The organism is Marinobacter sp. LQ44 (genome assembly GCF_001447155.2).
Taxonomy (GTDB): Bacteria; Pseudomonadota; Gammaproteobacteria; order Pseudomonadales; family Oleiphilaceae; genus Marinobacter.
Window position 1 is genome coordinate 1,090,393 of the sequence record NZ_CP014754.1, and the last position, 22,942, is coordinate 1,113,334.

22 protein-coding genes are annotated in these 22,942 nt (G+C 58.7%); 8 read left to right on the forward strand and 14 right to left on the reverse strand.

Annotation, left to right across the window (positions count from 1 at the left end; all coding sequences use genetic code 11):
* Positions 1-32 precede the first annotated feature (32 nt).
* Positions 33-761, forward strand: a complete 729-nt coding sequence (locus ASQ50_RS05080; RefSeq protein WP_058092058.1) for a ComF family protein — start codon at positions 33-35, stop codon at positions 759-761.
* Positions 762-863: 102 nt separating this feature from the next.
* Here the strand turns inward: ASQ50_RS05080 and ASQ50_RS05085 are convergent, their stop codons facing one another.
* Positions 864-1,982 (reverse strand): NAD(P)/FAD-dependent oxidoreductase, encoded by a 1,119-nt coding sequence (locus tag ASQ50_RS05085; protein WP_058092059.1) that lies wholly within the window; start codon positions 1,980-1,982, stop codon positions 864-866.
* A gap of 125 nt (positions 1,983-2,107) precedes the next feature.
* Here ASQ50_RS05085 and ASQ50_RS05090 point away from each other — a divergent pair, with 125 nt between their 5' ends.
* From ASQ50_RS05090 to cmoB, 5 genes are read left to right on the forward strand one after another with little or no spacing between them, the layout of a single operon-like run.
* A complete protein-coding gene (locus ASQ50_RS05090; protein ID WP_058092060.1) occupies positions 2,108-2,530 on the forward strand; it encodes a hypothetical protein in 423 nt (140 codons plus the stop codon).
* Positions 2,531-2,535: 5 nt separating this feature from the next.
* Complete coding sequence (locus ASQ50_RS05095) at positions 2,536-3,555, forward strand: serine/threonine protein kinase (RefSeq protein WP_058092061.1); 1,020 nt, start codon at positions 2,536-2,538, stop codon at positions 3,553-3,555.
* A 21-nt stretch (positions 3,556-3,576) separates the two neighbouring features.
* The gene (locus ASQ50_RS05100; protein WP_058092062.1) at positions 3,577-3,945 is read left to right on the forward strand and encodes a hypothetical protein; all 369 of its coding nucleotides are present in this window, start codon (positions 3,577-3,579) and stop codon (positions 3,943-3,945) included.
* Positions 3,938-4,696 carry a carboxy-S-adenosyl-L-methionine synthase CmoA gene (gene cmoA, locus ASQ50_RS05105; protein WP_058092063.1) on the forward strand — a complete coding sequence of 253 codons (759 nt, stop codon included), beginning with the start codon at positions 3,938-3,940 and terminating at the stop codon, positions 4,694-4,696. Before ASQ50_RS05100 ends, cmoA begins: the two co-directional genes overlap by 8 nt.
* Positions 4,697-4,717: 21 nt before the next feature.
* Positions 4,718-5,710 carry a tRNA 5-methoxyuridine(34)/uridine 5-oxyacetic acid(34) synthase CmoB gene (cmoB, locus tag ASQ50_RS05110; protein WP_058092064.1) on the forward strand — a complete coding sequence of 331 codons (993 nt, stop codon included), beginning with the start codon at positions 4,718-4,720 and terminating at the stop codon, positions 5,708-5,710.
* A gap of 68 nt (positions 5,711-5,778) precedes the next feature.
* On the opposite strand, the gene ASQ50_RS05115 is transcribed toward cmoB, so the two are convergent.
* The 11 genes from ASQ50_RS05115 to ASQ50_RS05165 form a co-directional block, all read right to left on the reverse strand.
* Positions 5,779-7,074: an adenylosuccinate synthase gene (locus ASQ50_RS05115; RefSeq protein WP_058092065.1), complete on the reverse strand. Its 1,296-nt coding sequence runs from the start codon at positions 7,072-7,074 to the stop codon at positions 5,779-5,781.
* Positions 7,075-7,148: 74 nt separating this feature from the next.
* The gene (locus ASQ50_RS05120; protein WP_058092066.1) at positions 7,149-8,330 is read right to left on the reverse strand and encodes an ATP phosphoribosyltransferase regulatory subunit; all 1,182 of its coding nucleotides are present in this window, start codon (positions 8,328-8,330) and stop codon (positions 7,149-7,151) included.
* Between the two features lie 174 nt (positions 8,331-8,504).
* Entirely contained in the window at positions 8,505-9,380 is an 876-nt protein-coding gene (hflC, locus tag ASQ50_RS05125; RefSeq protein ID WP_058092067.1) for a protease modulator HflC, read from the reverse strand.
* Between the two features lie 3 nt (positions 9,381-9,383).
* Positions 9,384-10,574, reverse strand: a complete 1,191-nt coding sequence (gene hflK, locus ASQ50_RS05130) for an FtsH protease activity modulator HflK (RefSeq protein ID WP_058092068.1) — start codon at positions 10,572-10,574, stop codon at positions 9,384-9,386.
* 84 nt (positions 10,575-10,658) lie between these two features.
* Positions 10,659-11,954 carry a ribosome rescue GTPase HflX gene (gene hflX, locus ASQ50_RS05135; RefSeq protein ID WP_227513324.1) on the reverse strand — a complete coding sequence of 432 codons (1,296 nt, stop codon included), beginning with the start codon at positions 11,952-11,954 and terminating at the stop codon, positions 10,659-10,661.
* 92 nt (positions 11,955-12,046) lie between these two features.
* On the reverse strand, positions 12,047-12,298 hold the full coding sequence (gene hfq, locus ASQ50_RS05140; protein ID WP_058092070.1) for an RNA chaperone Hfq: 252 nt from the start codon (positions 12,296-12,298) through the stop codon (positions 12,047-12,049).
* A 34-nt stretch (positions 12,299-12,332) separates the two neighbouring features.
* Positions 12,333-13,391, reverse strand: a complete 1,059-nt coding sequence (gene miaA, locus ASQ50_RS05145; RefSeq protein ID WP_058092071.1) for a tRNA (adenosine(37)-N6)-dimethylallyltransferase MiaA — start codon at positions 13,389-13,391, stop codon at positions 12,333-12,335.
* A gap of 7 nt (positions 13,392-13,398) precedes the next feature.
* Positions 13,399-15,294, reverse strand: a complete 1,896-nt coding sequence (gene mutL / locus ASQ50_RS05150; protein WP_058092072.1) for a DNA mismatch repair endonuclease MutL — start codon at positions 15,292-15,294, stop codon at positions 13,399-13,401.
* Positions 15,295-15,314: 20 nt separating this feature from the next.
* Positions 15,315-16,646 (reverse strand): N-acetylmuramoyl-L-alanine amidase, encoded by a 1,332-nt coding sequence (locus ASQ50_RS05155; RefSeq protein ID WP_058092073.1) that lies wholly within the window; start codon positions 16,644-16,646, stop codon positions 15,315-15,317.
* On the reverse strand, positions 16,643-17,140 hold the full coding sequence (tsaE, locus tag ASQ50_RS05160) for a tRNA (adenosine(37)-N6)-threonylcarbamoyltransferase complex ATPase subunit type 1 TsaE (RefSeq protein ID WP_058092074.1): 498 nt from the start codon (positions 17,138-17,140) through the stop codon (positions 16,643-16,645). Before tsaE ends, ASQ50_RS05155 begins: the two co-directional genes overlap by 4 nt.
* Positions 17,137-18,699 (reverse strand): bifunctional ADP-dependent NAD(P)H-hydrate dehydratase/NAD(P)H-hydrate epimerase, encoded by a 1,563-nt coding sequence (locus ASQ50_RS05165; protein WP_058092075.1) that lies wholly within the window; start codon positions 18,697-18,699, stop codon positions 17,137-17,139. The genes tsaE and ASQ50_RS05165 overlap by 4 nt, the downstream gene beginning before the upstream one ends.
* Before the next feature lie 131 nt (positions 18,700-18,830).
* Between ASQ50_RS05165 and queG the strand changes: the two genes are divergently transcribed.
* Entirely contained in the window at positions 18,831-19,925 is a 1,095-nt protein-coding gene (queG, locus tag ASQ50_RS05170; RefSeq protein WP_058092076.1) for a tRNA epoxyqueuosine(34) reductase QueG, read from the forward strand.
* On the opposite strand, the gene orn is transcribed toward queG, so the two are convergent.
* Positions 19,915-20,457 carry an oligoribonuclease gene (gene orn / locus ASQ50_RS05175; protein WP_058092077.1) on the reverse strand — a complete coding sequence of 181 codons (543 nt, stop codon included), beginning with the start codon at positions 20,455-20,457 and terminating at the stop codon, positions 19,915-19,917. The two genes, queG and orn, sit on opposite strands and share 11 nt — an antisense overlap.
* A gap of 420 nt (positions 20,458-20,877) precedes the next feature.
* Between orn and rsgA the strand changes: the two genes are divergently transcribed.
* Positions 20,878-21,933: a small ribosomal subunit biogenesis GTPase RsgA gene (gene rsgA / locus ASQ50_RS05180; RefSeq protein ID WP_058092078.1), complete on the forward strand. Its 1,056-nt coding sequence runs from the start codon at positions 20,878-20,880 to the stop codon at positions 21,931-21,933.
* Between the two features lie 29 nt (positions 21,934-21,962).
* Here the strand turns inward: rsgA and motB are convergent, their stop codons facing one another.
* Positions 21,963-22,922, reverse strand: a complete 960-nt coding sequence (gene motB, locus ASQ50_RS05185; RefSeq protein ID WP_058092079.1) for a flagellar motor protein MotB — start codon at positions 22,920-22,922, stop codon at positions 21,963-21,965.
* Between the last annotated feature and the right edge of the window lie 20 nt (positions 22,923-22,942).

Consider the following 22,942-nt stretch of genomic DNA (forward strand, 5'->3'; position numbering starts at 1 on the left):
TTGCAAGGTTTTTGGTTTACGGATAAACCGAGATGATAAACGGACTGAAACCGCTGTCAACCTTCATTGAACGAAAGGTTAACAGCGTGCAGAGTAGTGGCCGCTGTGTCAGTTGCCTGTCGCCCCAGGCACACCATGGGCTATGCACCGGCTGCCGTGAAGACCTGCCGGCCAACCGCTGGCACTGCCACAGTTGCGCCCTGCCCCTGGCCTTTGCCACACCGGGCATGCGGTGCGGCGAATGCCAGACACTGACTCCGCCCTTTTCCCGATCACTGATTCCCTGGCGCTACCAGTATCCGGTGGATGGCATGATTGGCCGCTACAAGTATCAGGGCCACCGTAAATTCGCCCGCCCGCTGTTAACCGGTTTCGCCAGCTTTCTGGAACAGAACCTTGAGTCGGAGCAGAAACCGGATGTTCTGATTCCCGCCCCGATGCACTGGCTCAGGCGCTGGCAACGGGGTTTTAACCAGGCCCAGGACATTGCCGAGTTTGTTGGCGCCCGGCTGGACATTCCGGTCGCGGCCGGGGTGGTGCGCCGGTCGCGGCGGGTGAAGGCTCAGCGGAGTCTGAACAGGGCTGCGCGACTGCAGAATCTGCGGGATGTGTTTGAGGTGCGCGGAGCGGTGCCGGAGCGGGTGGCGATTGTTGATGATGTGGTTACCACGGGGGCTACGGTCAGGGTTCTTGCTTCTGCGTTGAAGGAAGCGGGGGCTGGCGACATTCAGGTTTGGGCTTTGGCTCGGACTCCCGGGTAAGCGCTTTTCGGGGGTTCCGGGAATTTGGTTGGGCATTCTTGTGCTGGAGTCAGCGGCACTCAGGTAGCCTTTTACGGGACACGCTCAAGGCTTCCTGCTCGCTTAGGACGGGCCATCCAGCACTAGCTCCACCTGTTCCGCTATTGCCAGGCAGGACGTCAGTCCCGGTGATTCAATTCCAAACAGGTTAACCAGGCCGGGCAGTCCGTGTTGTGCCGGGCCGCCTATGCGGAAGTCGAAGAAATCGCCACCGGGGCCTGTCAGCTTCGGGCGAATACCGGCATAGGCCGGTTGAAGGCGGTCTGCATCCAGGCCTGGCCACCATTGCCGGATGCCTTCGGCGAAGACGTGAACCCGGTCAGAACTCACCGTGTAGTCTTCCTCGGCAACCCATTCCACATCAGGGCCAAAGCGGGCCTGGTTGGCGAGATCCAGGGTGAGGTGGACGCCGAGGCCGCCGGGTTCGGGCAAGGGGTAGATCAGGGTGTTGAAGGGGTGTTTGCCGACATAGCTGAAATAAACACCCCGGGCCAGCCACTGTTCCGGGCGAGCGGTTTCAGGTAGGCCCTGCCAGTGGAGGGCAAGCCGGGGGGCGCCCAAGCCGGCGGCGTTGATTACCTCAGAAGCCTCAAGTTTTACACGCTGGTTGCCACCCAGGGTCAGGGTATGCTTCCGGCCGTCGGATTCAGCAGCCAGCACCGGGCTGTTCAACACCAGTTGTCCGCCAGCATCCTCCAGCTCCCCTAACAGCGATAGCATCAGGCCGTGGCTGTCGATAATTCCGGTTTCCGGGGACCATAGACCGGCCCGGGCGTTGATGGCGGGAATGCCTCGGGTGATGTCTGCGCCGTCGTGAAGCTGCAACTCGACGCCATTGCCCGCCGCCTGTGCCTGGATGCCGGCAAGGCGGTCGGCCTGGGCGAGGTTGGTTGCGATGATCCATTTGCCGCATCTGCGGTGGCCAACTTTGCGGCTGGTACAGTAGTCATACAACAGCTCACGGCCCCGAACGCAACAGCGGGCTTTCCGGGAGCCTTGGGGGTAGTAGATTCCGGCGTGGATAACCTCGCTGTTGCGGGATGAGATACCCTCACCAAAACGGGAGGCTGCCTCCAGCACCAGAACCTCCCGGCCGGTCAAAGCCAGTTGCCGGGCAATGGCTAGGCCGACCACGCCGGCACCAATGACCACCGTCTGTACGCTAAAACGTTCTTCGCTCACGATTTCTGACCATTTATCAATATCAAACGAGGAAATTACCGCAGATAACCGCTGACTGCATTACCTCTAACCCCAGAACCGTTATACTTCATCCTACGGGTACCAGGACGCACGGAGCAGGGATTATGTCAGACAGGAAGCAGTTCATTACGGTTATGGTGGTTGCCGCGCTGTTCGTTAGCTGGATTGGCTGGCGAGGGTTTGAGGTTATCAGCCTGAACGATCAATTGATGGCCGATAAAACCGTGGCCAGTTACCCATACCAGCACAGGGTGCTCCGGGTGGAAGGGGATACGGCGGTGATCAGCTCGCTGCGCTCCCACTCGGTCTCGACTCAGCAGGCATTGTCTGCGGTGTTCCCGAGCATGCGTCATCTGGCGGACACCCACCGGGACTGGCAAAGGGCGGAGCGTGAGTTGGCGCAGGTCCAGGCCCGGGCCGGCGATATTATTCTGGCAACCTCGGGCGTCAATCGTGTTCGCTGGGAACTGGACGAAAACTGGTATCATCTGCAATCCATGAAATCCCGATACAACACGGCCTTCTGAATTTTATGCAACATGAGCCTCCGGAACTGACAACGTCCACACATCCCTACGATCAACTCACCCCGGAAGTGATCCTGGACGCGCTCGAGGAAGCAGGCTTTGCCGTCAGCGGCCGGCTGTTCGCCCTGAACAGTTACGAGAACCGGGTATATCAGATCGGCCTGGATGATGGCCCGCCGGTGATTGCCAAGTTCTATCGCCCGGGTCGCTGGAGCGAAGCCGCGATCCGGGAGGAGCATGAATTCTCGCTGGACTTGCAACAAGCCGACATTCCGGTGGTCGCGCCGATGGTCATGCCCGGGGGCGATACCCTGGGCCAGCATCAGGCATTTCTGTTTGCGGTGTTCCCCCAGCGCGGCGGGCAGGCACCAGACACCAGCGTCACAGACACGCTGTACCGACTGGGCCAGTGGCTCGGGCAGATACATAACCTTGGGGCGCTGAAATCCTTCAACCACCGGCCGGGGTTTGACCTGATCCAAGGGCTGGAAGAGCACAATGCGCTGCTGGTCAACGGAGGCTGGGTGCCGGACGACCTGCGCCCTGCCTGGGGCAGCCTGATCCCGGATCTGATTGCCGGCTGCCGCCAGCGAATGGCGGACGCGGGAACCGTTGATACCCTGCGAATTCACGGCGACTGCCATGCCGGCAACATTCTGTGCCGGGACGAATCCATGCTGTTTGTAGACCTGGATGACTGCCGCACAGGGCCGGCCGTGCAGGACATGTGGCTGCTGCTTAACGGCGAAGCCTCCGAACGCGGGGCGCAACTCGGCGAGTTGATTGAAGGCTATGAGATGTTCCGGGACTTTAACCGCCGGGAACGCCATCTGATTGAGCCCCTGCGGTGTTATCGGCAAATCGCCCATTGCGCCTGGCTTGCCCGGCGCTGGGAAGATCCGGCCTTTCCACGGTTCTTCCCCTGGTTTGCCCAACCCAGATTCTGGTCAGACCAGATCCTGGCCCTGCGCGAACAACTTTCCGCACTTCAGGAACCAGCCATCAGCCTGCCCGGGCAATTCTGATCATCATTCAACGAGGTACTCATGAGCGATAACGACGAAGCCCGTTATACCGTCCGCAGCCTTATTGTGACCGGCATAGCCGCCATCATCGGCACCGTCCTGGTGCTGGAGGCCACCGGCCGCATTGATCATACTGAACACAAGGACCATGTGCCGGTCGGCGACTTCAAGGCGATTCATATCCAGCCCGGCGACAGCTTCCGGATGTCCAGAAAGTCCTCTGAGCTGCACGCTGTGTGCGAGAACGGCTACCTTGCCATCGCCGCCGATGTCGATCCATCCTTTCGGGGTATCCTGGTAGATTACAAGAACCGGGGTGTACGCTGCCAGCGGCCCTCTCCCACGGACCTGGCCCCGGCCACAGGTTCTGAAGAGGACGGCGATGAGTAAGGGCAAATCCGGGGCACCCGAGCAGCTGACCGACCGCCTGTTCGCTACCGAACGCAACCCCGAGGATTTCCGGTTTGACGCTTCGGTGGCCAGGGTCTTTCCCGACATGATTCGCCGTTCAGTGCCCGGCTACACCACCATCATCCCGATGATCGAGGTGATCACCGAGCAGTACGCACAACCGGGCTCTCATTGCTATGATCTGGGTTGCTCGCTCGGCGCTTCCACCCTGGCCATGCGCCACGGCATTGCCCACCGGGACTGCACCCTGGTGGGTGTCGACAGCTCCAGCGCCATGATTGAGCGTTGCGAGCACTATATCGCGCTGGATGACCACGAACTGCCGGTTACCCTGCGCTGCGAGGATATTCTGGAAACAGAACTGAGCCGAGCCTCGGTAACCACATTGAACTTTACCCTGCAGTTCGTGCCGCCTGGCCAGCGGCTGGCCCTGCTTACCCGGATTGCCAAGGCAACCCTGCCAGGCGGCGCCCTGATCCTGTCTGAAAAAATTCGCTTTGAATCGGAAACCGAGCAGGATATCCAGACGCGGCTGCACCACGAGTTCAAGCGCGCCAACGGCTACTCCGACCTGGAAATAAGCCAGAAGCGGGCCGCCATCGAAAAGGTACTGATACCGGAAACCCTGGCCGCCCACCGTGACCGGCTGATTCAGGCTGGCTTTGATCAGGTACTGGTGTGGTACCAATGCTTCAACTTTGTTTCCATACTGGCCCTCAAGAACCGTTGATCCCAGGACATAACCGACCCCATGGCACTTTTCGACTGGCGAGCGCACTTTCTCCCGTTCATCGACTCCTTGCAACAAACCGGGCATGAGCCCTGGGCAGAGCGGCTTACCCGCCAACTGATTGCCCGGTTTGAAGACAATCCCCACGGCGACCTGCCCCGCTGGCAAAGCGCACTGGATCGGTTACCCGAGGTGCCCGGCGTTACCTCTGACCTGAACCGTTCCGCCATTACCCTGTCGGCGCCCGCCCCACTGACCCAGGCGCAGAGCGAAAGTCTCGAACAAGGCCTGCGGGGCCTGATACCCTGGCGCAAAGGCCCATTCGAGTTCTTCGGCACCCATATAGACACCGAATGGCGATCAGACTGGAAATGGGATCGGGTTGCACCTCACCTGTCAGACCTCAGGGGCAGAACCATTCTCGACGTTGGCTGCGGCTCCGGCTACCACTGTTGGCGCATGGCGGGGGCTGGCGCCGGGCGAGTGGTGGGTATCGACCCGGGCCTGTTGTTCATGTTCCAGTTTCTGGCGGTCAAGGGCTACCTGGGCGAGGTGCCGGTGGACCTGCTGCCGGTGCGCATGGAAGATTTACCGGACAACCTGCAGATGTTCGACACCACGTTTTCCATGGGCGTTCTGTACCACCGTCGATCACCTCTGGACCACCTTCTGGAACTCAAGGGCACGCTCCGCCGGGGTGGCGAATTGGTGCTGGAAACCCTGGTGGTGGATGGACCGGAAGGTTTCAGCCTGATGCCGGAAGATCGTTACGGCCAGATGCGCAATGTCTGGTTCCTGCCCAGCTGCCCCACCCTCCTGCGCTGGCTGGACAGGACCGGGTTCCGAAACGCCCGGGTGGTGGATGTCAGCGACACCACCACCGAGGAACAACGGCAGACGGACTGGATGCGTTTCAACTCTCTGGCCGATTTTCTCGACCCAAATGATTCGAGCAAAACCATCGAAGGCTATCCGGGACCCAAGCGCGCAACCATCATCGCCGAGAAGCCCTGACGTAATACCCGAACATAAAAAAACCGCCTGAGGCGTGACAGCCAAAGGCGGTTTTTTGTTCTTCGAGCTTACTCTCCGAACGGATGGCGCAGAGTAATGGTCTCCACCCGGTCTGGGCCAGTGGAGATAATATCGATCGGCGCTTCAATCTGCTCCTCCAGGAAGCGGATGTAGGCCCTGGCATTCTCTGGCAGCTGGTCAACGGTGGTCAGGCCTACCGTGCTCTCGCTCCAGCCCGGCAGCTCCTCATACACCGGTTCAATATCCTTGTAGCTATCGCAACCAATGGGCGGGCGGGTAATCTCACCATTCGGTGTCTTGTAGCCAACGCACACCTTCACCGTTTCCAGGCCGTCCAGCACGTCCAGCTTGGTCAGGCAGATGCCAGACACGCTGTTGATCTGAATGGCGTGGCGCAGGGCCACCGCATCAAACCAGCCACAACGGCGGGAACGGCCCGTGGTGGTACCAACTTCGTTACCTTTTACCGCCAGGTGCTGGCCCATGTCGTCAAACAACTCGGTCGGGAAAGGACCGGAGCCAACACGAGTGGTGTAGGCCTTGGTAATGCCCAGCACGTAATCCAGGAACATCGGGCCAAAACCGGAGCCCGTGGCGGTGCCGCCAGCGGTGGTGTTGGACGAGGTAACGTACGGGTAGGTACCCAGATCGATATCCAGCAGAGAGCCCTGAGCACCTTCGAACAGGATGTTCTCGCCGCGCTTACGGTAGTCGTGCAGAATGTCGGTGACATCTGCAGACATGGGCAGGATTTCCTCACCCATCTGCTTCAATTCGGCCAGGGCCGCATCGATGTTTTCCGCCTCTTCCTTGAAATACTCGGTCAGCACGAAGTTGTGGTAAGACATGATTTCCCGCAGCTTCACTTCGAAGTCTGCCAGATTGCACAGATCGCCCAGACGCACGCCACGGCGTGACACCTTGTCTTCGTACGCAGGACCAATACCACGGCCAGTGGTGCCAATCTTTTCGTTACCCTTGGCGCGCTCGCGGGCCTGATCGATACGCACGTGGGTACGCAGGATGATCGGGCAGGCCAGGCTGATCTTCAGGCGATCGCGCACGGCCACACCGTTGGCTTCCAGCTCTCGGACTTCTTTCAGCAGGGCCTCCGGTGACAACACCACGCCATTGCCGATCAGGCACTGGACATTCTTCCTGAGAATACCGGAAGGGATCAGGTGCAGCGCTGTTTTCTTGCCCTCGATCACCAGTGTGTGTCCGGCATTATGGCCACCCTGAAAGCGCACCACCGCAGCTACTTTGTCTGTCAGCAGGTCAACAATCTTGCCCTTGCCTTCATCACCCCATTGGGTGCCCAGCACAACAACGTTTTTACCCATGATTCTCTCTCAATTCAGACGAGCCCAAGGCTCAAGTCCTGCACATTAATCCAGTTAAACCGACACCTGGCGACTCAGGCCAGTGCCTCGACAACCCACTTACCATCCTTTTTGACCAACTGACGATCACAGCCACGCTCGGCTGGATTGGTGTCAGTGTCATCGGGCAAGGCCCGTACCACCGTTTCCGTCATTCTCAGGCCGGAGATCACACCTTCAAGGGCTGAATCCGTCTCCGCAGGTGCCCAGATGGCACCAGACCTTTTGGACGGACGTTCCCCCAGTGACACCAGGGCCCGGATATCGAGACTGAAACCTGTGGCAGGGCGAGCCCGGCCAAAATCACTGCCGATGGCATCGTAACGGCCGCCTTTACCCACCGCATCACCATGGCCGGGCACATAGGCCGCGAACACCAGCCCGGTGTGGTAGTTGTAGCCACGCAGTTCGCAGAAATCGAAGCCAAGGCTGACTTCCGGATAATCCCGGGCCAGCATCTCTGCCACCCGCCCCAACTGATCCAGGGCCGCATCCAGGACGGTCGAGGCGCCACTGAGAATCGAGCGAGCCTCATCAAGTGCTTCCACGCCCCCGCTGACCCGGGCAAGCTCACGCAGGCGTGCCCCCCCAGAACCGGCAGGGCAATCGCCCAGGAGCGCATCCAGCTCAGGCACCGATTTGCGCGCCATGGCATCGAAGACGGCCGCTTCGGTGTCCCGATCAAAGCCGGCCTCGGTGATCAGGCTCTCGTAAATCGATACATGGGCCAGATCCATATGCACACGGCGCAGGCCCGCAACCCGGAGCGCTTCCAGCATCAGACTGATCACTTCAAGATCGGCGGCTTCCGAGGCACTGCCAAACAACTCGCAACCGGCCTGGATCGGCGTTCGGCCGGTCAGCATATGGCGCGGACGGGTGTGCAAGACATGGCCGGCATAACAAAGCCGGGTGATGCCTTCGTGCCCCAGGGTATGGGCATCGATGCGCGCCGCCTGTGGCGTCATGTCGGCGCGCACGCCCATCATGCGACCGGTCAACTGGTCGGTGAGCTTGAAGGTTTGAAGCTCCAGGTCGTGGCCCGTACCGGTAAAGAGGGATTCAAGGTATTCAATGAGCGGCGGGATAACCAGCTGGTAACCCCAGCGCTGGCAGGTATCCATTACATCCCGTCGCAGGGATTCGATCTGTCCGGCCAGCGGCGGCAAAATGTCTTCCACCCCGTCAGGCAGTAACCAGCGATCAGATACAGTCATGAGATTCTGTTGTCCGTTTTTCCCGCGCCGGCAAAACACTCCGGGGGAATGACTCAGGATTTAGGATGCTAGGGGCTGAAAACCCAAAGCAAAACCGGCGAAATTCTACACCGTTGGCAGACACAAAAAAACCGGAATACCGAGGTATTCCGGTTTTTTGATCTTCAGAGCCGATCAGTTGGCGCCCATCGGGTCCTTCAGGAAGCGCATGAATGCGCTGTCGGAATCGATCACCATGATGTCATCCTTGCCCGAGAAGGTTCTCTGGTAGGCCTGCAGACTGCGGTAGAAACTGTAAAATTCCTCGTTGGAACCGTACGCATCAGCATAGATCTGCGCTGCCTGGCGGTCACCGGCACCTCGGGTCTCCTCGGCTTCCGCAAAAGCGGTTGCAAGAATCACCGTCTGCTGACGATCCGCGTCTGCGCGGATACCCTCAGCCAGCTCCTGGCCCCGGGAACGGAATTCCTGGGCCAGCTTCTGCCGCTCAGCAGCCATCCGGCGGAATACGTTCTCGCTGACCTGCCCCGGTAGTTCGATGGCTTTCACCCGGATATCCAATACTTCGATACCGAACTCACCCACCACGTTGGAATTGACCCGGTCGCGGAGCGTCTTCATCAACTCATCTCGCTGGCCGGATACCACCTCGTGCATGGTCCGAACACCGAACTCGTCCCGCAGGCCATTATCAACGCGCGACAGAATCAGGGACTGAGCCCGGAATTCATCGCCACCCGTGGAACGGTAGAACTGGTCCACGTTACGAATACGCCAGGCCACGTAGGAGTTTACGTCCAGGGGCTTCTTTTCCACCGTCAGGTACTGGCGGGACGGCAGGTCCATGGTCAATACCCGGATATCGAACTCGCGGATCTGATCAATCACCGGCACCTTGAAGTGCAGGCCAGCCGGAATGTCGGTCTGGACCAATTCACCAAACCTCAGTTTAACGCCCCGGTGGGTTTCCGGGATGATGTATACACTTGACAGCACAAGCAGGACAACAATCAGAGCGCCTGCAAGGCCCACAACAGCTTTGGGTCCCATAATTTATCTGCTCCTCCGAATGTTGGTGTCCTGACGCGAGCGCAGCTCTTGCAGCACCTGGTCCGTCAGCATGCCGATATCGGCCTGGTTGCTGCTGCCAGATGAGCGGGAACTGCTTGATGAACCACCAGTGCCCTGCATCAGCCGATCAAGAGGCAGGTACATCATGTTGCCGCTACTCTCGGTATCGATGAAGATCTTGCTGCTGTTCGCCAGCACCTGTTCCACCGCCTGAATGTACATGCGTTCGCGGGTAACCGCCGGCGCAATTTCATACACTTCCAGCAACTGAGTGAAACGAGAACTCTCACCTCGGGCACGCTCAACCACTTCTTCCAGATAGGCGTTGGCCTCCTCGATCAGACGCTGGGCCTGACCGCGAGCCTCCGGAACGATCCGGTTGCGGTAGGTTTCGGCTTCTTCCTTCAGGCGCTGCTCGTCTTCCCGGGCACGCTGCACTTCACGGAAGGCATCCTGCACTGCAGAGGGTGGCTGGGTGCTTTCAACGTTAACCCGGACAACTTCAAGACCGGCTCCATAATCACGCAGGAAGCTCTGAAGGCGCTGTTCAACCCGGATAGCCAGCTCAGCACGCCCTTCGGTAAGCACCTCATCCAGAGTGGAGCTGCCCACCTCGTGACGCAGAGCACTGTCAGTGGCAAACGACAGGGCCTCGTTGGAGTCCCGGACGTTAAGCACGTAGTCCCTGGCATTGTTTACCCGGTACTGAACCTGGAGATCGACCGTTACCAGGTTTTCGTCCATGGTCAGCATCTGGCCACTGGACTGGGCAGTACGGACGTTGGTTACTCCAACCTTGTATACCCGGTCAATCAACGGCACCTTGAACCTCAAACCAGGGTTCTCAGTGGTGCTGTACTCGCCAAACCGAAGCACAACGGCACGTTCCTGTTCGTCTACGGTGTAGAACGACTGAAACACCACATAACCAAGTGCCAGAATAGCGGCCAACGCGATGACTGCGCCAAAGCCGCCGGCACTGCCTCCGGAGCTGCTACCACCGGAGTTACCTGAGTTGCCGCCTTTGCCACCCAGCATCCTGTTCAGCTTTTCAAGACCTTTTTTCAGTGCCTCGTCCAGGTCCGGTGGCCCCTGATCATTGCCGCGACGACCGCCCCCGGTTCCCCACGGATCGTTGTCGTTACGGTTTCCACCCGGTTCATTCCAGGCCATAGTTTTCTCCGTTCATGTATTATCGAATGGCTGCAAATACTAGGGATTTATCAACGCCCCGGCAATAGCTTGCGGCTTTCGGACTCATCGAATCTCCAGCCTGAGCGCTTCTTCCCTGACCCCCGCCCGGCTCAGCAACTGCATCCAATCCCGGTATTGCAACCTCACCTCCAGCACTGTATCGCCGGTTTCCCGGTGTTCTTCGCTCAACACAGACCCAGCCTCATGCAGCAGGGCGCGAAGCTTGCCATCGGCTGGCCCCAGCAGCACAAAGTGATGCACAACGTCCTCCGCCAACCGTTCAACCAGCGCATCGAACAGAAGCTCAAGACCCTGCCCGGTCACCGCAGACACCCAGGCTCGAACGGGCACACCATCCTCGTTCCGGTCTATCCTGGGCTCAAATCCATCCAACAGGTCAATCTTGTTGAACACCTGAAGGACCGGTATTTCGTCCGCACCGATCTCCGCCAGCACGCTCTCCACTTGTTCCATGTTGTCATCGCGACGCTCGTCGTGACAATCAATCACATGCAGCAGTAACGTTGCCTGGGTGGTTTCTTCCAGTGTTGCGCGAAAAGCCTCTACCAGCTTGTGGGGCAAATGCCGGATGAAGCCGACCGTATCCGCCACTACGACCGGACCAATATCCGGAAGTTCCAGACGACGCAAGGTTGGGTCCAACGTCGCAAACAACTGATCAGCAGCATATACGCTGGCTGTGGTGATTCGGTTGAATAATGTGGACTTCCCGGCGTTGGTATAGCCCACCAGGGACACGGTCGGAACATCGGCCCGTTTGCGGGCACGACGGCCCTGGTCACGTTGTTTGCGAACTTTCTCAAGCCGCTTGTGAATAGACTTGATGCGCTCCCGCAGCAATCGACGGTCGGTTTCAAGCTGGGTTTCACCGGGCCCCCGCAGACCGATACCGCCTTTCTGGCGCTCAAGGTGGGTCCACCCTCGAACCAGCCTCGTTGACATATGCTCCAGCTGAGCCAGTTCCACCTGGAGCTTGCCCTCGTGGGTACGGGCACGCTGGGCGAAAATGTCCAGGATAACGCCGGTACGGTCCAGCACCCGACACTTGAGCTCCCGCTCGATGTTGCGCTCCTGACTGGGCCTGAGGGCATGGTTGAAAAGCACCACGTCCGCCTCGCTGGCGGCAACGGCATCGCGGATTTCATCCAGTTTGCCTTCACCAACAAAAAACCGGGGATTGGGTTGCTTGCGGGAACCCGTCACCATCATCATCGGCTCAACGCCGGCGGAGGTCACCAACTCCCGAAACTCGCCGGGGTCTTCGGTATCATCGTGGGCGGTGAATTCAATGTGAACGAGAACCGCCCGTTCTCCAACGTCAGGACGCTCAAACAAGATAGGTTAAACTCCATAAAAACAAACACCCGCGGCCATTCGAGCTCTCGGGCTGTCCTGGAACGCGGGTGTAGAAACCGGAAACGCCGGAAAGATCAGTCTTCAGACTCACCTTCACCTGCCGGATTCTGCGGCGGAAGGCGCACATTGCGAGCAGGAACCACAGTGGAAATCGCATGCTTGTAGACCATCTGGCTGACAGTATTCTTCAGCAGAATAACAAACTGGTCAAAGGATTCGATCTGGCCCTGCAGCTTAATGCCGTTGACCAGAAAGATAGAAACCGGAATGCGTTCCTTGCGCAATGCATTGAGGTAAGGGTCTTGTAAAGAATGCCCTTTTGACATGTGAGTTCTCCTGTTTATAAGTAAGTGCAGATCGTCATTTTTCTGATTTAAATGTGGTGCCAAGGCCGCTTTTTTTCAAGGCATTAACCACCACTTGCGGATCACCGGCGTTCAGCCAGTAAACATTCGGCCATTTTCGCAACCAGGTCAGCTGCCGCTTTGCCAGTTGTCGGGTGGCGGCCACGCCTTTGTCGACGAAAGTCTGGTAATCACAGCTACCCGTCAGGTAATCCCACGCCTGCCGATAGCCAACGCAACGCATCGAAGGCATGTCAGGATTGAGATCACCCCGCTTCATCAGAGCACGGACTTCGTCCAGAAACCCTGCCCTAAGCATAGCCTGAAAACGAAGACCTATACGCTGATGAAGCTCAGAACGCTCGGCTGGAGCCAAGGCAAACTGGAAAACAGTATACGGCAGGCTCGGGGTTTCGTCTGCCTGCCAACGGGTAAAATACGTGTAATCCTCAATACCTGACACCGCCTCCCGTTCAGAAGTTCCCGCAGAAGTTCCCGATTGCGCCTGCCAGATTTCAGAAATGGGCCTCCCCGTCAGGCGAATAACTTCCAGTGCCCGCATCAGCCGCTGGCGGTTATTTGGGTGAATTAGCCTGGCGGCGACGGGGTCAAGGCTTGTCAGTTCCCGGTGCAGGTGCTCCCAACCGTGCTCTGCCGCCTCCTGCTCGATGCGCGCCCGCAACTCCGGATCAGCGGAGGGCAAGTCGGACATACCGTGCAACAAAGCCTTGAAATACATCATGGTTCCGCCCACCAACAACGGGATGCGGCCGCGGCGGGTGATATCTGCCATCTCGGCGAGCGCATCACGGCGGAAATCCGCAGCGGAGTAGCTGTCGGCAGGATCACAGATGTCGATCAGGCGATGAGGTGCTCTGGCCAGCTCTTCAGCATCAGGTTTTGCGGTACCAATATCCATGCCCCGGTAAATCATCGCAGAATCGACGCTTATGATGTCACAGGGGAGCATGTCACAGAGGGCGATAGCCATATCGGTTTTGCCGGAAGCCGTCGGCCCCATCAGAAAGATAGCCGGCGGCAGCGCATGCTCCGGTTGGCACTCAGTGTCCGACATGGAGTGACTAACGCCCCCTCAGGAACAGTTTGTCGAGCTCTGACAGCGTGACCAGAGTCCAGGTGGGGCGGCCGTGATTGCATTGGCCGCTTCGCTCAGTGGCTTCCATGTCACGTAACAGCGAGTTCATTTCCGGAATGGTGAGTTGCCGGTTTGCCCGAACAGAACCATGGCAGGCCATAGTGCCCAGCAATTCGTGAGTGACGGCTTCTACCCGGTCGCTCTGCCCATGCTCAATCAGATCCGCCAGCACGTCCCGGACCAGTTGTTCGGTGTCGGCGCCCCGCAATAGCGCCGGGATCTGTCTCACGGCCAGGGTCTCCGGGCCGATTCGTTCAATTTGCAGCCCCAGGTGCTGCAACTCCTCACCGTGAGTTTCCGCCAGCGCAGCCTCTTTCTGGCTTACCGCCAGTGACAACGGCACCAGCAGGGGCTGGCTTTTCAGATCTTGCTCAGTCAGGGCGTGTTTCATACGCTCATAGGTGATGCGCTCATGGGCAGCATGCATATCAACAACGATCAGGCCAGCCCGGCTCTGGGCAAGGATGTAGATGCCATGTAGCTGGGCGATGGCATAACCCAGGGGCGGCTCTTCATCGGTGTCTCGTGGAGGCGTGACCGCAACCGGCTGGCTGGCATGGTCAGGCCGGGAAGCAACCCCCCCGCCCTCATTCAGGGATTGATAGAACGCCATCTGGTCACTGGCCTTCCATTCCTGCTGCGGCTGGGAAGCCGACCCAACACCAAAGCCGCCTCCGTTGGCATAACCACCAGCTACAGGCGGCGCCCGATCGGGGAGCGATGCCCCCATCCCAGCTGGATGACCGGCGGGGTTGGCAACAACTGCCTCTGGCTCGCGCCCGAAAGACTGAGCGACCGCACCGCGCAAATGATCATCCGGGCGAACATCAGCCAGAGCCCGGTGCAGGGTGCGGAAGATAAAATCATGGACCAACCGACCATCCCGGAACCGGACCTCGTGCTTGGTGGGGTGCACGTTGACATCGACGGTGGCGGGATCCACTTCCAGATAGAGCACAAAGGCGGGGTGGCGGTTGTTGTAAAGCACATCCCGGTAGGCCTGTCGCACCGCATGGGCAACCAGCTTATCCCGAATGACCCGACCATTCACGAAGAAGTACTGCAGGTCCGCCTGGCTACGCGAGAAGGTGGGCAATGCCACCCAGCCCCAAAGCCGCAGGCCGGTCGCTTCCGAGTCAATAATAACGGCGTTGTCTATGAACTGCTGTCCGCACAGCGAACCAATCCGTCGCTCCTTGTCGACCTCCGACTCCGCTGGCCGCAGGCTCTGAACCACACGCTGGTTGTGACGAAGGGTAAAGCCAGCATCAAAACGGCTCAGGGCCTGCCGGCGAATACACTCTTCCACATGATTGAATTCGGTTTTTTCCGTTCGCAGGAACTTGCGCCGGGCTGGCGTGTTGAAGAACAGGTCACGGACTTCGACGGTGGTTCCCACGGGGTGCGCGGCCGGAGAAATACGGGCATCCATATCCCGGCCTTCCACCTCCACTCGGGCAGCGGCTTCCTGGGCTTCGGTGCGGGACGTGAGTGCCAGGCGCGAAACGGAACTGATACTGGCCAGGGCTTCACCACGAAAGCCTAATGTACCGACCGCTTCCAGGTCATCGAGGGTCAGGATTTTACTGGTGGCATGGCGGCTGAGGGCCAGCGGCAGGTCGGCTTCGTCAATGCCCGAGCCGTCATCACGCACCCGGATCAGCTTGACGCCACCCTGCTCCACTTCAATATCAACCCGGCTTGCACCTGCATCCAGCGCGTTTTCCACTAACTCTTTGACGACGGACGCAGGCCGCTCCACCACCTCGCCCGCAGCAATCTGGTTGGCGAGCCGGGGCGATAGCAACTGAATGTGGGGCATATCCGGGAACTACCTCTTGATCAGGATGAGGGGATGCGAATGGTTTGCCCTACCATAACACGATCATCGGTCATCCCGTTAAAGCGCATCAACTCGCTGACGGTGGTCTGGTTCTGCCGGGCCACACCAGACAAGGTGTCACCCCGCTGGATACGGTAACGGCTAACCTGCCCGCCACCTTTCTGATTTTCCTTCTGCCAGGCCAATAGCGTGCCCGGTGGCGGCGTTCGCTGAAAATACTCGTGGATACCGTCCATGATGGCGTTGGCCAGCCGATTGCGGTACCACTCAGTGGCCAGGTTCTGCTCTTCTTTCGGGTTCGAGATAAACCCGGCTTCCACCAGTATTGACGGAATATCCGGAGACTTCAGAACCGCGAAGGCCGCCTGCTCAACACCGGGCTTGTGCAACTTCGCAACACTGCCCAATTGCCCCAGCACAGAGCTCCCCACTCCGAGACTGGCATTGATGCTGGCGGTCATGGAGAGATCCAGCAGAACGCCTGCCAGCATATCGTCGCGACCATCCAAAGAGACGCCACCAGCACCACCAATCAGATCAGAGCGATTCTCGCTCTGGGCCAGCCAGCGCGCGGTTTCACTGGTCGCTCCCCGCTGGGACAGGGCAAATACCGATGCGCCACTGGGCTGAGGTGTTCTGAAGGCATCTGCATGCACCGATACGAACAGATCCGCGTTGTACTTGCGCGCCAGCAAGGTGCGATTCCGCAACCCGATGTAGTAGTCCCCGGTGCGGGTAAGTTTGGCGGTAAAGCCCGGCTGCTTGTTGATCAGGTCCATCAGGGTTTTGGACATTTTGAGCACAACATCTTTTTCCCGGGTGCCTCTGGGACCTATAGCGCCTGGGTCTTCACCGCCGTGGCCCGGGTCGATCACGATGATGATATCCCGCTTGCCGGCCGAATCCTGAGTGACCGTGGGGCTGGCAGCCCGTTCGAGACGGCTGCCTTTCTCGTCAATCAGGTCGACCACCAGCCGGTGCCCGTATTGCTGATTGGGCTCCAACACAAAACTGCGGGGCTTGATGTCGCTTTTCAGATCGAGTACCACCCTGAGGTCGTTGCCATTGCGCGGTGCGCTGCGGATCCGCTCAATCGGACTGCCACTGAGGTCCACTTTGCTGAAATCCGCTTTCAGGGAGGTATTTTTCAGGTCGATTACCAACCTCGAGGGCCCGGATAGCGCAAACACGTTGTGCTCCACACTACCGGCAGTATCAAGGACGAGGCGCGTGTGGTCAGGCGCGGGCCAGAGCCGCACGCCTTCAATCTGGGCAGCAGCCTGAGCGAGGTTAGCCGCCAGAGCCACCATCAAACACAGAAAAAGTCTCATGAATCAGGCCCTATCAGCTCTATTTGATTCAACAGGGAGGCGCCGAACTCCGATCGGGCACGCAGTACTACCGACCGGCCTTCTCCCTGCCGTTCCAGGTGGATTTCAAGATCCGGCTCTGGCAGAACACCCTCTCCCCGCTCCGGCCATTCAATCAGACAGAAACTGCCGCCCGAAAAGTAATCGCGGATTCCCATGTACTCAAGCTCCTCGGGATCGCCCAGACGGTAAAGGTCGAAATGGTATACCGGCGGGTCCAGGTCTTCATAGGGCTCCACCAGGGTATACGTTGGGCTTTTAACCGCCCCCACATGCCCGAGCCCTCTCATTACACCGCGGCTCAGGGTGGTTTTCCCCATGCCCAGATCGCCATCCAGGAACACCACAATGCCCTGATCGGAAGCCTTCACCAGCCCGGCAAGCTCACCGCCCAGGCGCTCTGTTTCCGCCTCACTCTCCAGAAACAACCGGCGTTCATTGCCGAAAATGCTCATAACGCCTCCTGGTCGTCACCGCTGTTCACCTTTTCTGCTTCCCACAGCACCTTTGGCAAGGCGCTGATTACATCCGTGGGCGTCAGCCCCATATAACCATAAGTCCGCACTGCCTGGTCCGCCGCGGCCAGATGCAGAGCCGCAGCCATTGTCGCGGCCTGTTGAGGGTCCTTCAGCTGTGCCAGCAACGCGCCGGTGATGCCGGATAAAACATCGCCTATGCCCCCGGTCGCCAGGCCCGGATTACCACCAGGAACAATCACCGGAAGTGCCGAGCCACTGGCGATAACGGTACCCGCGCCTTTCAGCAACACCACACCGCCCAGCATGGTTTGCAGCCGGCAGGCTGCAGACAGCCGGTCCGCCTCAACGTCAGCGACATCACAACCCAACAACCGGGCCGCCTCGCCGGGGTGGGGCGTTAGTATATGGCTATCAGACACCACGGGCACTCGCCCGGCCATCAGATTGAGCGCGTCGGCATCCAACACCCGCGGCAACCCGCTTTGTTCAACCTGTTGCAGCATCTGCTGACCCCAGGCCAGTTTACCCATGCCAGGACCACACACCACCACATCGGCCCTAGCCAATAATGGCGGCAATTCTGAGCCATGGATCAACCCGTGCACCATCAACGACGGGCAGCGGGCAAGCGCGGCCGTAACATGTTCCGGGCGGGTAGCCAGGGTAACCAGACCGGCCCCGGCCCGAGACGCCGCCTCGGCCGCCATGATACCGGCGCCGCCAAAACCCCGGTCACCGGCAACCACCAACACGTGGCCAAAACGCCCCTTGTGGGCGTCAAGCGGACGGACAGGCAGCTGTTCCTTGCACTGGGCCCAGGACTGCAGCCGGGCAAGCGGCGGCTGGCCACTGCCAGAGATATCGTGGCCGGTATCAAGAGCCTCAAACACCACCTCACCGCAAACACCGGCGCCGGCACCCGTGTACAAACCAGCCTTGGCGCCAATAAAAGTCACCGTTACCTTGGCCTGAATCACATCACCCACTGCAGAGCCGGTTGTGGCATTCAGGCCAGACGGCAAATCCACCGCCAATACCGGCAAACCCGATTCATTAACCCGCCGGATCACACCTGCAAAGGGCTCCCGGGGCGTACCCGTCACCCCTGTACCCAACATTGCATCCACCACCAGGGTTGCAGACGCCAGATATTTTTCCAATCCGTCTTCGCCCAGCTCGCCGACGTCTTCAACACTGACACCTACCGCACGGGCATGGTTCAGCGCGTCAAGCGCATCCCCGGCCAACTTCCCCGTCGGTGCAACCGCAATGCACCGGGCAGTGATGCCATGCCTGTGAGCATTCGCGGCCACCAAGTAGCCATCGCCGCCGTTGTTACCGGCACCGCAGAGCACCAGAATCGCCCCTGGGGCAGGCCAGTGACGCAACAACTGGCGAAAGGCCGCCCGGGCGGCGGCCTGCATCAACTCAAAACCATCAACGCCTTGCTGATCAATCAGGTAGCGGTCAATCTCTCGCACCGAGTCGGCGGAGTAGAGCGTTTCTGGTAGACTGCTTGCATTGCGTATTGGCATTCGCCAAGGCTCCAGCTAAAGAAACCAGTTTAAGAAAACTGGCCAGATACCTGTAAAGAATAGCAAAACAGGGAAAAAGGTCATAACTTAATCAAATTAAATCTTCGCAGGTTACACAGCCGACTTCTCCCATGACGTCAAACCCAGAGCCCCGCTCCGAGCGGCCAGAAGATGAGGCACTGCATGCCCTGCCCTACCAGATCCGGGCCTGGGCCAGCGAGCTCGGCTTTGCCGACGCCGGTATCACCTGCGCAGATACCGGGCCCCACGCCGAACGCCTGAAACAGTGGCTGAAAGCCGGCTACCATGGCGACATGGCGTATATGGCAGACCACGGCGACAAACGCTACACCCCAGACTCACTGGTACCAGGAACTACCCGTGTTATCTCAGTACGGATGGATTACCTGCCCGCTCCGGACAATCCGAAACAGGTACTCACTGACCGCGAAACCGCCTACGTGACTCGTTACGCCCTGGGCCGGGATTACCACAAACTGATGCGCAAACGGCTGGCCACCCTGGCAGCAAAGATTGATTCTGCGGTCAGCGGCTACGACTACCGCGCCTTCGTAGACAGCGCACCGGTTCTGGAACGCGGTCTCGCCCAACGGGCGGGGCTGGGCTGGATTGGCAAAAACAATATGCTGATTCACCCCAGGGCCGGCTCATTCTTCTTTCTGGGTGAAATCTTTACCAGCGCTCCGCTGCCGGTAGACCAAGCCTTTGACAGCCAGCATTGTGGCTCCTGCTCCGCCTGCCTGGAGGTATGCCCTACTGACGCCTTCGTTGGCGCTCACTTACTGGATGCCCGCCGCTGCATCAGCTACCTCACTATTGAGCTCAAGGGCCCCATTCCGGAGGAGCTGCGGTCAAAAATGGGCAACCGGGTATTCGGCTGCGACGACTGCCAACTGGTCTGCCCCTGGAACAAATTCAACAAACCGACCCGGGAAAACGACTTTCAACCCCGGCACGGCCTCGACAATAGTAGCCTGGCCGAGCTTTTTCTGTGGACAGAGGACGAGTTCCTGAAGCGCACCGAAGGCTCGGCCATCCGCCGAACCGGTTATGAAAACTGGCTACGCAACCTGGCGGTCGGACTGGGCAACGCCCCATCCACCATTCCGGTGATCGAGGCACTGAAACAACGGGCAGACCACCCTTCCGAGCTGGTGCGGGAACATGTGGCCTGGGCTCTGCGACAGCACGGCATTACAGCTTGAAGAAGGTCTCCCGGTAATGGCGAAGTTCGTCGATGGAATCGCGAATGTCGTCCAGGGCCAGGTGACTGCCCTTCTTTTTCACGCCATCAAGTACATCCGGGCGCCAGCGACGGGCGAGTTCCTTGATGGTGGAGACATCCAGGTTACGATAATGGAAGAAGGCTTCCAGCTCGGGCATATACTTCACGAGGAAGCGGCGATCCTGGCCGATGCTGTTACCACACAGCGGTGATTCGCCGGCGGACAGGTACTGTTTGAGGAAGGCCAGGGTTTCCTGTTCGGCTTCGGCCTCGGAGGTTTTGCTGTCTTTCACCCGCTGGGTCAGGCCGCTGGCGCCATGGGTGTTGGTGCACCATTCGTCCATGGCATCCAGCAGGCTGTCTGGTTGGTGAATGGCAATTACCGGGCCTTCAGCCACCAGGTTCAATTCTGAATCGGTAATTATCGTGGCCATTTCGATGATCCGCTCTTTCTCCGGATCCAGGCCGGTCATTTCCAGGTCTATCCACACTAAACGGTTGTGGTTGGGCATTGTATATTCCTATGCGGTTTAGTTTGGGTGCTGGTGGAGGTGTGGTGTGGCTTTTCGGAAACCGCTACGAGCACATCCATGTGCGCTTCTCTCAGGCCATCCATGGCCTTCGAAATTTCCGAAAAGCCACACCACACCTCCACATCCATGCTTATTGCTGGCCGCATGTCGAATTGAAACCCACTTTGTAGATCGGGGTGCTGGCCGGGGACACCTTTCCGGGAGTGTCTGAAGCCATGGATGGCTTCAGTCAAGCGCACAGGGATGTGCTCGTAGCGTCTCCCGGAAAGGTGTCCCCGGCCAGCACCTGCACCCAAGTCGGGATCCAGACGGCCATAGGCAAAAGTTCAGAAACTCTGCCTATTGTCCATGATTCACGTATCATGTGACACACCACTTTCCCGGAACATTTGAGAGCCGATGGCCAAGAGAAAACTGAACAAACGCCAACAGTGGCGCATCGAGAAAATCCAGAAGGAACGCACCGAACGGCTGAACCGCAAGGAAAAAGCCGTGGAAGCGCAAGCTGAAGCCGGCGAACTGGGGCCTGAACAGGAAGGCCTGGTGATTGCCCACTATGGCCAGCAGCTGGATATCGAAGCGCTGGAAGGTGACGACACCGGCCGGGTGTTCCGGTGTTTTGTGCGGGCCAATATCGACAGCCTGGTAACCGGTGACCGGGTGGTGTGGCGGCCCGGGAAAAGCGAGACCGGGGTGATCGTAGCCCGCTGTGAGCGCAACAACCTGCTGCAGCGGCCGGATAACTTCGGCGCCTTGAAGCCAGTGGCGGCGAATATCGATCATATTATCCTGGTGATTGCACCGGAGCCGGAGCCTCACGACAACCTCATTGACCGCTACCTGGTGGCCTCGGAAAGCTCCGATATTCCGGCGGTAATCCTGCTGAACAAGACCGATCTGATCACCGACCAGAACCGGGCCCAGATTGATACGCTGCTGGGTCGCTATGAAGCGCTTGGCTACCAGGTGGCGCGCACCTCTGCCGCTGCCTGCGCCGGGCAGCCTGCGCCAGAGGTGGAGTCACTGGTCCGGGACAAAACCAGCGTTTTCGTGGGCCAGTCTGGGGTGGGGAAATCGTCCATCATCCAGACATTACTGCCGGACGAATTACTCCGGGTGGGCGCGGTGTCGGAGAGCACGGGCAAGGGGGTACACACCACCACCACAGCCAAGCTGTTTCACCTGCCGGGAGGCGGCGACCTGATCGATTCTCCAGGGATTCGGGAGTTCGGTTTGTGGCATATGACCCCGCAGGAAGTGGAGTATGGTTTCCGGGAAATTCGGCCGCTGATCGGGCTTTGCAAGTTTCGCAACTGCCGCCACATGGGAGACCCTGGCTGCGCGCTTGATGCGGCAGCAGAAGTCGGGACGGTTTCTAAGGAACGGCTACAGAGTTTTCACCGGATTCTGCAAGATATGTCGGAACAGCAAGCCAGAGGGCTTCGCATTTCCTGACAGATAAAGAGCCACTTATCGACACTCCCCTACCAGTTCAACTCACCGGGTGCTGGATCCGGTTGCTCTTCAAACCAATCGCCACTTTCAAGACGCTCGACCGCCTCCCGTTGCTCCAATTCGCTCGGCTCTGTGAGATCAATTAGGGGCTGATCGTAGTTGCCTGCATCTATTTCTATACTGTCTGCCGCTTTTTTATTGAGAACGATTATTGAAATCCGACGATTGACTGGTGCAGTTGGGTTATCTTTATCGAACAACACAGAATCACTCAAACCAACCACCCGAGCGATTTGCTCGGGCCTTACACCACCGGCCACAAGTGCCCGGCGGGCGGTATTCGCGCGGTCAGCAGACAACTCCCAATTTGTATAGCCAGGACGCCCAACAAAAGGCGTAGCATCCGTGTGACCGGTAATACTTACTTTGTTATTGACAGACCCAAGCTTTTTGGCCAATTCAAAAAGAATATCCTGTGAATAGTACTTGAGCTCTGCGCGACCACTGTCAAACATGGGCCGACCAGACCGATCAACGATCTGGACTCTCAAGCCTTCGTCAGTAATGTCAAGCAGAAGCTGGTCCTTGAATTCCTGCAAAGTTTCACTTTGTTCAATTTGCTTCTGAACCACCCCAAGCAAGGCCTGCATGCGACGGCGCTCCAAATCATCAGCCAGAAGGTCAACTGTTTCATCCTGTAAACTCACGGAGCCCTCAACCCGATCGGGCTGCATCTGATCAGCCACAGAGGCTCTACCGCCCAAGTCAATCGGACTCGCAGAGCCTCCTTCTACAAAGCCAATGGGATCTTTAAAATAACCTTCAACCGCCAGTTTCTGTTCCGGAGACGCTGTGGCCGTCAGCCAGAGAACCAGAAAGAACGCCATCATGGCGGTGGCAAAGTCTGCAAAGGCCACCTTCCAGGAGCCACCGTGATGGCCCCCGACCACTTTTTTCTTGCGCTTGATGATGATCGGCTGTTCTTCCACAACTCAACTCCGGGCGATTA

Excerpts from the sequence above, each read along its gene's own strand:
- ASQ50_RS05100 (WP_058092062.1), top strand. The coding sequence starts at position 3,577 with ATGAGCGATAACGACGAAGCCCGTTATACCGTCCGCAGCCTTATTGTG.
- ASQ50_RS05165 (WP_058092075.1), bottom strand. The coding sequence starts at position 18,699 with ATGCCAATACGCAATGCAAGCAGTCTACCAGAAACGCTCTACTCCGCC.
- ASQ50_RS05155 (WP_058092073.1), bottom strand. The coding sequence starts at position 16,646 with ATGAGACTTTTTCTGTGTTTGATGGTGGCTCTGGCGGCTAACCTCGCT.
- ASQ50_RS05120 (WP_058092066.1), bottom strand. The coding sequence starts at position 8,330 with ATGACTGTATCTGATCGCTGGTTACTGCCTGACGGGGTGGAAGACATT.
- ASQ50_RS05090 (WP_058092060.1), top strand. The coding sequence starts at position 2,108 with ATGTCAGACAGGAAGCAGTTCATTACGGTTATGGTGGTTGCCGCGCTG.
- ASQ50_RS05095 (WP_058092061.1), top strand. The coding sequence starts at position 2,536 with ATGCAACATGAGCCTCCGGAACTGACAACGTCCACACATCCCTACGAT.
- rsgA (WP_058092078.1), top strand. The coding sequence starts at position 20,878 with ATGGCCAAGAGAAAACTGAACAAACGCCAACAGTGGCGCATCGAGAAA.
- cmoA (WP_058092063.1), top strand. The coding sequence starts at position 3,938 with ATGAGTAAGGGCAAATCCGGGGCACCCGAGCAGCTGACCGACCGCCTG.
- hfq (WP_058092070.1), bottom strand. The coding sequence starts at position 12,298 with ATGTCAAAAGGGCATTCTTTACAAGACCCTTACCTCAATGCATTGCGC.
- ASQ50_RS05080 (WP_058092058.1), top strand. The coding sequence starts at position 33 with ATGATAAACGGACTGAAACCGCTGTCAACCTTCATTGAACGAAAGGTT.
- hflC (WP_058092067.1), bottom strand. The coding sequence starts at position 9,380 with ATGGGACCCAAAGCTGTTGTGGGCCTTGCAGGCGCTCTGATTGTTGTC.
- queG (WP_058092076.1), top strand. The coding sequence starts at position 18,831 with ATGACGTCAAACCCAGAGCCCCGCTCCGAGCGGCCAGAAGATGAGGCA.
- cmoB (WP_058092064.1), top strand. The coding sequence starts at position 4,718 with ATGGCACTTTTCGACTGGCGAGCGCACTTTCTCCCGTTCATCGACTCC.
- ASQ50_RS05115 (WP_058092065.1), bottom strand. The coding sequence starts at position 7,074 with ATGGGTAAAAACGTTGTTGTGCTGGGCACCCAATGGGGTGATGAAGGC.
- orn (WP_058092077.1), bottom strand. The coding sequence starts at position 20,457 with ATGCCCAACCACAACCGTTTAGTGTGGATAGACCTGGAAATGACCGGC.
- tsaE (WP_058092074.1), bottom strand. The coding sequence starts at position 17,140 with ATGAGCATTTTCGGCAATGAACGCCGGTTGTTTCTGGAGAGTGAGGCG.
- mutL (WP_058092072.1), bottom strand. The coding sequence starts at position 15,294 with ATGCCCCACATTCAGTTGCTATCGCCCCGGCTCGCCAACCAGATTGCT.
- miaA (WP_058092071.1), bottom strand. The coding sequence starts at position 13,391 with ATGTCGGACACTGAGTGCCAACCGGAGCATGCGCTGCCGCCGGCTATC.
- hflK (WP_058092068.1), bottom strand. The coding sequence starts at position 10,574 with ATGGCCTGGAATGAACCGGGTGGAAACCGTAACGACAACGATCCGTGG.